The 9,877-nt window shown below is 33.0% G+C and carries 7 protein-coding genes, 1 tRNA gene and 1 pseudogene; 5 read left to right on the top strand and 4 right to left on the bottom strand.

Annotation, left to right across the window (positions count from 1 at the left end; translation table 11 throughout):
* Window positions 1-101 precede the first annotated feature (101 nt).
* The 4 genes from ACH2BV_RS08315 to ACH2BV_RS08300 all read right to left on the bottom strand — a co-directional run bounded on the left by ACH2BV_RS08315 (window position 102) and on the right by ACH2BV_RS08300 (window position 5,969).
* The gene (locus tag ACH2BV_RS08315) at window positions 102-536 is read right to left on the bottom strand and encodes a response regulator (protein WP_395050258.1); all 435 of its coding nucleotides are present in this window, start codon (window positions 534-536) and stop codon (window positions 102-104) included.
* Complete coding sequence (locus tag ACH2BV_RS08310; RefSeq protein ID WP_395050257.1) at window positions 533-4,534, bottom strand: PAS domain S-box protein; 4,002 nt, start codon at window positions 4,532-4,534, stop codon at window positions 533-535. The genes ACH2BV_RS08315 and ACH2BV_RS08310 overlap by 4 nt, the downstream gene beginning before the upstream one ends.
* Before the next feature lie 50 nt (window positions 4,535-4,584).
* A complete protein-coding gene (locus tag ACH2BV_RS08305) occupies window positions 4,585-5,124 on the bottom strand; it encodes a helix-turn-helix domain-containing protein (protein ID WP_395050259.1) in 540 nt (179 codons plus the stop codon).
* 374 nt (window positions 5,125-5,498) lie between these two features.
* Complete coding sequence (locus ACH2BV_RS08300) at window positions 5,499-5,969, bottom strand: hypothetical protein (protein WP_395050255.1); 471 nt, start codon at window positions 5,967-5,969, stop codon at window positions 5,499-5,501.
* Window positions 5,970-6,164: 195 nt separating this feature from the next.
* Here ACH2BV_RS08300 and ACH2BV_RS08295 point away from each other — a divergent pair.
* The 5 genes and pseudogenes from ACH2BV_RS08295 to ACH2BV_RS08275 form a co-directional block, all read left to right on the top strand.
* A tRNA-Pro gene (locus tag ACH2BV_RS08295) sits at window positions 6,165-6,239 on the top strand.
* 309 nt (window positions 6,240-6,548) lie between these two features.
* The gene (locus tag ACH2BV_RS08290; protein WP_395050254.1) at window positions 6,549-7,802 is read left to right on the top strand and encodes a site-specific integrase; all 1,254 of its coding nucleotides are present in this window, start codon (window positions 6,549-6,551) and stop codon (window positions 7,800-7,802) included.
* A gap of 56 nt (window positions 7,803-7,858) precedes the next feature.
* Complete coding sequence (locus ACH2BV_RS08285) at window positions 7,859-9,031, top strand: hypothetical protein (protein WP_395050253.1); 1,173 nt, start codon at window positions 7,859-7,861, stop codon at window positions 9,029-9,031.
* A gap of 119 nt (window positions 9,032-9,150) precedes the next feature.
* A complete protein-coding gene (locus tag ACH2BV_RS08280) occupies window positions 9,151-9,423 on the top strand; it encodes a helix-turn-helix domain-containing protein (protein ID WP_395050252.1) in 273 nt (90 codons plus the stop codon).
* Window positions 9,424-9,437: 14 nt separating this feature from the next.
* Window positions 9,438-9,877, top strand: a pseudogene (locus ACH2BV_RS08275) (transcriptional regulator); the annotation flags it as partial.

Genomic DNA, 9,877 nt, shown 5'->3' with positions numbered 1-9,877 from the left:
ATATTGGCGGTTTAGCGACTTCAAGATACTGAATTTCAGTATCTTGACCAATATTTATTCAATTTATTTTACTTTAAATAATTGCACCCAACGGGTTATAATTACATTCTGTCCATATACCAGCTTAATTCTTTTTCCATTTTTTTGTAGGTGAAAATAGTTGTGATAATTTTTCGTAAACGCATAAAAGCAGTTTCGCTTTTTACCACATAATCACCGGCTCTATGGTGCATACAATTTATAGCCACGTCAATTTTGTCCTGTGAAGAAAGCATTATAACTGGAATATCCGGATTAGAATCTTTTATTTTATCCAAGGTTTCCAGACCATTCATAGCTGTTTCATCTATTCCATCAAGATGATAATCCAATATAATGATATCTGGATTTCGGGATAGATTTTTCAGGCAAAGTTCTCCAGTTGCATAGGTTTCGATAACGAAATCGGCATGTTCCAGAAATTCTATCTCCAATGATTTTAGATACAAAGCATCATCATCAACTAGGAAAATTTTAATTTTGTTTTCGTTTTTCACGATATTGTGTTTTTAATTAAGTTAAATTCTATTTCTAATTCGTCGCAGGCCTGTTCACAAATATCCTCTAATTCAGTAGCCATTTCATTTACTCCTTCTTTGAGTTGTTGTGCATCAGCGTATTCCTGTATTTTTCTTGCCATATTTTCAAAATCCGGACTAATTCCCATTATAGAAAATGATGGAATCATTTTATGCATCGAGGAGCGCAGTAAAGTAAAATCTTTATCAAGTAAACTTTGTTTCATTGTGCTTATCAATGGTGGCGTTTGCATTAAATAAAGTGAAATCATTTCCATCATTAATTTAGGGTTTGATTTGGTGCGATGTTTCAAATAGTCCAGGTCAATACATTTTATTTTTTTGATGGCATTGCTGATTTTTATTTTAGGTTTTATCACTTTTAAAGCTGCAGTTTTTTTAACCAACCCAATTATTTTATTATACAACAACCGTTCATCAACTGGTTTTGCGATATAATCATTCATTCCCACTGCTTTGCATTTTGCTAAATCAACCGTGGTAACATCAGCAGTTAATGCGATAATCGGAATTTTTAACTTCAATGTATTCCGAATGTATTCTGTGGCTTCAAACCCATTCATTATAGGCATTTGCAAGTCCATTAATATAACATCAAAAGATTTCGTTTTTAGTTTTTCGATAGCTATTTGTCCGTTATCGGCAATGTCGCGTTCAAATCCAAAATCATCCAGTAATGTCTTCATTAACAATTGATTCAATGCCATATCTTCGACTACCAATACTTTGATATCTTTATTTGCAGAATCTAATTCCAATATTGCGACATCTGTTTCGGTATCTGCATCAGTTTTTGCAAAATCCAATATAAAACTAAAAGTGGAGCCTTCATCTAATTTGCTTTTTACGGTAATAGTTCCTCCTTGAGGTTCTACTAATTGTTTTACAATGGCAAGACCTAATCCTGTTCCACCATACAATCTCGAAGTACCGCTGGAGGCTTGCTGAAAATTTTCGAAAATGGTAGCCATTTTATTTTCAGGGATTCCTATTCCCGTATCCGAAACAGCAAATTCAATAGTTACTTTCTCATCATCCTGATCCAGCAATCGAACACTTACCGTAATTTTTCCTTCGGTTGTAAATTTCACGGCATTACTTACAAGATTTAAAATAATTTGGTGCAAACGAACAGAATCCCCAAGCAATACCTCAGGAATAGAACTGTCATATTGAGAGACCAACTCCAGATTTTTTTCCTGAATTTTGGTTTCAAATACATGTAGCATTGCCTTTATGGATTGTTCCATTTTAAAAGGCACTTGCTCAAATACCATTTTTCCGGCATCTACTTTTGCTAAATCGAGTATATCATTGATGAGAACGATTAAAGCATCTCCGCTCATTTTTATGGCTGATAAATATTCTTTTTGTTTAGTTGACAAATCTGTTTTCAAAACCACTTTCGTAAAACCAATAATAGCATTCATCGGTGTCCGGATTTCGTGACTCATATTCGATAAAAATTGCTGTTTTGCTTTTACGGCATCTTCGGCAATTTTTGTTGCACTTTCTGCTTTAGTTTGTGCTTGTTCGGCAATTTCTGTTGCCAGCTCAGCAAAAACCTTTGCTTCAATCAATTCTTTTTCAATTCTTTTTTGATCCGTAACATCACGGGCTACAATAACTACTCCCAATACATTTCCCTTTTCATCTTTATAAACGGAACCATTGAATAAAACATCGGTCAGCTGACCATCTTTATGGCGAAGTGTAAGTGGTGAATCAGAAACCGAACCTTTGGCAAATACTTCCAGATATACTTCCCGAGCCATTTGTGGTTCCGTAAAATATTTAAAGAAATCAGACCCTGTGAGTTCTTCGCGCTTCATTCCAGTAATGTTTACAGTAGCTTGATTCATATCAGTAATCTTGCCTTCGTTATTTATGGTAACTAATGGGTCAAGACTGGCTTCGATAAGACTAAGAGAATATTCAGATGCTAATTTTGAGGTATAATTGAGTGCTTCAAGTTCTTTGTTTTCAATTTCCCGTTTTTCTTTTTCTATGTTTTGAAAGTCAAGTTCTTTGTTTGCAATAATTAATTCACTGGCACGGTTTTCTTTCTCATCATTTTGATACGCTAATTCTTCATTAGCAACAATTAATTCATCGGCACGTTTTTTCTTTTCTTCACTTTGAAATTTAAGTTCTTTGTTCGCAATAATTAATTCACTCGCACGATTTTCTTTCTCATCATTTTGATATGCCAGTTCTTCATTGGCAACAATTAATTCATTGGCACGTTTTCCCTTCTCATCATTTTGAAAAGCCAATTCTTTGTTAGCAATAACTAATTCTGCGGCGCGTTTTTCTTTTTCATCATTTTGAAATAGTAGTTCTTCATTGGCAATGGCTAACTCTGCTGCACGTTTTTCTTTTTCATCATTTTGAAAATGGAGTTCTTGGTTTGCAACAATTAACTCTGCGGCGCGTTTTTCTTTCTCATCGTTTTGAAATGCCAATTCTTGATTGGCAACAGCTAATTCTGCGGCACGTTTTTCTTTTTCATCGTTTTGAAATGCCAATTCCTTGTTAGCAATATCCAGCTCAGCCGCACGGTTTTCTTTCTCTTTATTTTGAAATGCCAATTCTTTGTTAGCAATAATAAGTGCTGCTGCTCGTTTTTCTTTAACCTTGTTTTGATATTCCAGTTCTTCGTTAGCAACTATTAATTCTGCCGCCCGATTTTCTTTTTCGACGTTTTGATAAGCTAATTCTTCATTAGCAATAATTAATTCTGCTGCCCTATTTTCTTTTTCTTCATATTGGCAAGCTAATTCTTCATTGGCAACACTTAACTCATTGGCTCGTTTTTCTTTTTCTTTGTTTTGAAATGCCAGTTCATCGTTAGCGATACTCAATTCATTGGCACGTTTTTCCTTTTCTTCGTTTTGAAACGCTAGTTCTTTGTTGGCAATTCGTAAATCTAATGCCCATTTTTGTTCGGCTATGTCTCTGGCTACTATAACTACTCCAAGAATTTTCCCTTTTTCATCTTTATAAACGGAACCATTAAATAAAACATCTGTTAGTTTGCCTTCTTTATGACGAATTGTAAGGGGAGAATCAGCAACAGAGCCTATGGCAAATACTTTTTGATATACTTCCCTTGCCATTTGTGGTTCAGTGAAATAATTAAAGAAATCAGAGCCGACTAGTTTTTTTCTTTCTAATCCCGTGATGTTTACCAATGCCTGATTCATATCCATAATCTTGCCTTCGATGCTGATAGTTACCAATGGATCAAGACTGGCTTCAATTAGGCTTAATGAATAATGAGAAGCCAATTTGAGGTCAGCAGTATGACTTTCTAATTCATTGTTTTTCGCTTTTTGACTTTTTATGATAAGAAATCCAAGAATAAAAATGGTTATAAGAAAAATAAGGAGTAATAAAAAGATTAACTCTGAAGAATGATAGTCATTTTCGTTTTCGATTTTCCTGTATTTAAGCAGTCTAGACTCTTCGTTAGTAATAGTGCTTTTTGCAGTTCTAATTTTGTCAGTGATGATTTTTCCTTCCTCAATTATTCCTATTTTTTCAGAATTACTCAATAAAACAGGGCTCTTTGCAGCTAGATATTTTTCTGTGAAATCTAGTCGGTCATCAATCTTTTTTTTCAATAAAGCGATATTCTTTAGCTGGTTTGGATTGTCTCTGGTTAGCATTTCCAAAGTATCTAAATTGGCGTTTACTTTAACTTTAGACTGATAATAAGGTTCTAAAAAAACTTTATTTCCGGATAATAAATATCCCCTAAATCCGGTTTCAATATTAAGCACGTCTAACAAGACCTCATTATTCTTGCTGATGACTTCCTGAGCATGCAACAATTTTTTGCTCGAGGCTATTTCTTTTTTACTGTTTGCATAGAAAATTCCCAAAACAGTAATCAAAAGAACGATTGATACAAAATAAAAGAGTTTCGTTTTTTTTTCTAATCTTAGTTTCATATTGCTTTTGTAAAGTAAATTTATGTCAATTATCTTAATTCTTTTTGGAATTAAATATCCTCAATTGGGCTTCGTCTTTTATCTTTCAATTGTTTAAAGTGAGAAGGTGAAAGTCCGGTGACCTTTTTGAACTGGCTAGATAAATGTGCCACGCTGCTGTAGCCCATTTTCCATGCGATTTCGGTAATATTGTGTTCTCCATAAATAATTAATTCTTTGATTCGTTCAATTTTATGGGAAATTATAAATTGCTCAATGGTTGTTCCTTGCACTTCTGAAAATAAATTGGACAAATAAGTATAGTCATGATTCATTTTTTCGCTTAAATAATTCGAAAAATTGACTTTGATAACTTCATCCGAATGATGCACCATTTCAATGATTACAGTTTTGATTTTTTCAATCAGCATCGCTCTTTTATCATCCATTAATTCGAGTCCTGAATGAAGTAAATTAGCTTTCAGTGTCACTCGTTGCTGCATTGTGATGTTTTCCATAATCTCAACCTCGCCTAAATCGACAACGATGAAATGCAGACCAAGATTCCTTAGCTCATCTTTTACTGCCATCTTGCAGCGGTTACTGACCATGTATTTTATATATAATTTCAAATTATTTAATGTTTAAACATAATAAGTTGTAAATATCGATTGATTTAATCCAGAAACACTTATACAACTTTAGGAAAAAGTTATATAATTCACACTTTTTTGATTGGAGTGCAATCGTAAAATGCAGATTTCTAAAAAAATGTAATGAAAAAATTAATACTATTCCAAAAGATATAAATCGAGCAATTCTTCTCTATTTTTTTGTAAGTTACAAATAAAACACGAAAAAGCACTAATGATTTAATAACAAAGCATTTGCATTAGAACAAAGACTGTAATTTTGCTAATTTATTAGGATAAAGTGAGGTTTTTTATTATAGCTAAACAAGAGGTTTTAAAATTTTGGAATTTTACTATTTACATTTAAATACATCCACCCACTCCATTGTTTTTAAGGACGAAACTTTATTTTCAGAATTGAGTGTTACCCGAAGTTCTTTATTGGCATTTTCGTGTTCATACAATGCTTTGTAGCGAAAAATAGTAGTATTTTCTGTTATATTCTTATGTATTTCTATCAATTTGAGATCTATGAAACTACCATATCTAGCTCGGAATTTCAAACAAGTTGCGGAATGTTTTTCCAAGGTTGTGTTTGCAATTACTGATGCTGTTGCCTCATTTTCATTGAAAGGGATGAACTTAGAAGTGTTGCAAATCATTAAAACCCTTTTACCTAAATCGTACGCTTTTTTCTTTTGACTCCCGTCAACCTCAGAAATAGATAGCTTCACGCATTTAATTTCAACTGGCTTAATTACAACAGGCTTAGATTTACATCCAATAAGGAACAGTATACTTAAAACAAGAATTATCTTTTTCATCGTAGGTCATTTTATTTGAAATTATTTATATTGTAAAGTTACAAAAAAAGGGATGTAAATTATACGATTTATACAGGCAAACGTAGTAGTTTTTTTAATATTGAAACTAATGAGTTTGCACTGAATCAAATTTATTTCTTATTTAAGAAATAGTTTTGGATAAGCAAAAAATAGTTTTATATTTGCAACCGCTTTCGGGGTGTAGCGTAGCTCGGTTATCGCGCCTGCTTTGGGAGCAGGAGGCCGCAGGTTCGAATCCTGCCACCCCGACAACTTTGTCATCAATCCATATCAAAAGGCTGTAAATCGTATGATTTACAGCCTTTTCTATTTTTTGTAATTTAAACTAATTTAAGTTATTTCAAATAAAATGAGACCTAAACGGTGAACCAAATTAAAACCTACTTTTAGGTCACCAGAACAATGCAAACTCCTTTAAATAAAAGGGATTGCAAAGTATAGACGGCTTTCATTTTTGTACTCATTTGCACTGTTTTGGAATCATTTGGGTGAACTGTTTCGTGCTGTTCACTTCAAGAGCGATTAAATCGCTTTAAAACAACTTAAATTAAATGAGTTATGATTTCAAAAAACACCTTCGGAGTACAGTTTATTATTCGGGTTAATAAAATAAAAGATGGTAAAGTTCCCATCTATGTCCGGATAACCGTGGACAGCCAAAGAGTAGAAATGTCGCTAAAACGTTGGATTCAGCCAATAGAATGGAATGCTGCCAAAGGACTGGCAAGAGGAAGTCGAAAAGAAATCACTGCACTAAATACATATTTGGAACAAATCCGAGCCAGATTAGTAGAGTGCTATCAAGAAATCCAATTGAAAAAGAAGCTCATAACCGCCAAAGGAATAAAAAGTTTGTTTTTAGGAGAGGACGACAAACAATTCACCTTGACAAAACTCGTAACCTACCACAATGAAACGATGAAAACCGTATTGGCAGTAGGCACATTAAAGAATTACTCCACCACCGAAAAATACATTTTAGAGTTCCTAAAAACCAAGAAAGGCACATCAGATATTTACCTATCCGAAATCAATTACCAATTTGTTATTGATTTCGAAATGTTTCTCCGAAACCATAAACCTGTTGACCATCAAAAGCCGATGCAAAACAATGGCGTGATGAAACACCTAGAGCGATTAAGAAAAATGCTCACGTTAGCAATAAAAATGGAGTTGATGATAAAGGATCCTTTCAGTAAATATGCTTTGAGGTTTGACAAGGTAGAACGTGAATGTTTAACAGAAAGCGAATTATCCGCAATCGAAAACAAAAAATTCAGTATCGAACGATTGGATATTACAAAGGATCTGTTTGTTTTTAGTTGCTATACTGGATTGGCTTACATAGATGTTATGAAATTGAATGTTGATAAAGTCAACATTGGAATTGACGGTCAATACTGGATTACTACCAAACGCGAAAAAACTAAAAATCCTGTTCGAGTTCCCATACTACCCAAAGCTTGGGAGATAATTCAAAAATACCAAGACCACCCTAAAGTGATTGCTTATGGAACGCTGCTCCCACATCTATCAAACCAAAAACTAAATGGATATTTAAAAGAAGTTGCTGACTTATGCAGCATCAAAAAAAATATTACGTTCCATTTAGCGCGTCACACTTTTGCCACAACCATCACTTTATTAAATGGTGTTCCTATTGAAACGGTAAGTAAAATGTTAGGGCACACCAAGATAAGCACCACTCAAATTTATGCCAAAGTAGTAGAACAAAAAGTGAGTCAGGATATGATGAAATTGCAAGAAAAATTATCTGTTATAGAATTTAACAAAAAGAGCGTAAATAGTTAAAAAAATAAGTAATTTCACGCTCCTTTTTAAAAATACTAAAAACAATAATCCTTTAGATGAAATATAATCTTGAAATGTTCGATAAGATTATTAATGACATCCTAAACAATACAGACTTAATTTTTGGTGAAAAAGAGTTTAATTTCAACTCTAATTTACTAACAAATGAAAACATCAGGATAAAACTTTCTATAAAGAATATCGTTTTCAAGCAAAATTCAAATTCAAAAATTGAACATTTTATTCATAAACAACAATTAGCATTAGAAAACCTGATAACGATTGTTGTCAAAGAAATAAATCCAAAAAAAACGAAGGATTTATATTCCATTTCAAACAACTACAACCAAATTGACAACTTAAAAATCATTTATGATAAACTCGAAAAACTGCAGCTTTTCATTGAGGCAGATTATTCCGGTTTTCTCAACCTAAATAGTCGTGCTCCCTATCGTTCTTTGGTAAAACAAAAAAATGGAATTGCTTCTAAAGTCAAGATGGTAAGAAAATCGTTATTGTCCGTTGGTTTACAAAATGACCTTTTGTTAATAGTACTTGAACCATTAAAAATAAACGAAGTAGAGAATGTTACCTATAATCAATTCAATTATTACAGCCAATTTATAACAGGTTTACACGAACTTCTGAATGGTAATAACAGGAACTTTTCAGAAGAAAGTATTATATCCCTTCTAGTGGAGCTCAACCACAATTCCAAAATATTCTTTGAATTTCAAGTCCGCGAAATTGCTACTGTTCTGAAAGATCTAGAAACGTTCAACAGTAAAATTGATTATTTGATTTTAACGATGAAAAAATATTTCCAAACAAATACTACCAGTTCTAATACATACAGTCACATACGCCCTTCCAATACGGAACAAATCACCGCTTGGATCGAGGAAGAAATCAATTATCTAAACAAAAAACACTTTCTTGAAAATCCAACGGCTGTATTGATGCAACAAACTGCAAACAAAATCAAGCTCCAATGGGATTTATCCGTAGCACAATTAAGCTATTTTTACAACCTATTACACACGACAGGTATAATACAAAATAAAAACCAAAGTGATATTTTCAGAAATATAGCCGAAAACAACAAAACGGCTAAAGTCGAAAATATTTCTGTCGACAGTATCAGTGCAAAATATTATAATGTAGAAACGAGCACAAAAGAGGCAGTAAAGTCTGTTATCATTAATTTATTAAATCTCGTGAATAAATAATATTTTTCTTCGTAAAGTCTTATTTTTCAATACTTCAATGGGGGTTGTACAACCCCTGCAACTGTTTTAGTATAAAACCCTTTTTGTTCTTTGTCGCAAAACAATAAAACAAATAATTTATGGCAACAGCAATTATCACAACAGATGATTTACAGACGTTTAAAATTGAATTGTTAGAAGATATTAAAAGATTGCTGAAGGAAAGCAGCGGACAACCTGGTAAGAAATGGCTCAAATCCTATGAAGTTCAAAAAGTGTTGGGGATTTCGGCAGGTACACTACAAACCCTACGCAATAATGAAACCATTGAATATACAAAAATTGGAGGAGTTATCTATTATGATTATAACGAAATCCAAAAAATGTTGAATCCAAAGTTGAGACATAAATAAACAAATCCTAGGGTATGAACTTCATAAGACACCTTACAGGAGTTTTTCAATGTATAGATAATGACAAACGACTCACGCCCTTTCACATTAGTTTATATATGGTTCTTTTCAGGCAATGGAACAACAACCGGTTTAAAAACCCAATTTCCATAGCCAGAGACGAAGTGATGAAAGCTGCAAAAATTGGTTCGGTAAACACATACACCAAAGCCTTGAAACAATTGCACCAGTATCAGTATATTCGCTATGAGCCGTCATTCAATCCACACATCGGCAGTCGGATTTACTTGTACACTTTTGAGAATGCTAATGGTCAAAGTATCGATAATACTGATGAAATAGAAATGAGCCCTTTATTAAACATAGAAAACAGTAAAAACAATTCAAATCAAAAAAACAAAAACACACAAGCACAAAATTTCGAAAATCAATTGGAACCAATAAAAAAAATGAA

Source organism: Flavobacterium sp., assembly GCF_043780635.1.
Lineage (GTDB): Bacteria > Bacteroidota > Bacteroidia > Flavobacteriales > Flavobacteriaceae > Flavobacterium.
The sequence above is the reverse complement of the archived record's forward strand: the minus strand, read 5'-3'. Positions and strand labels throughout refer to the sequence as shown.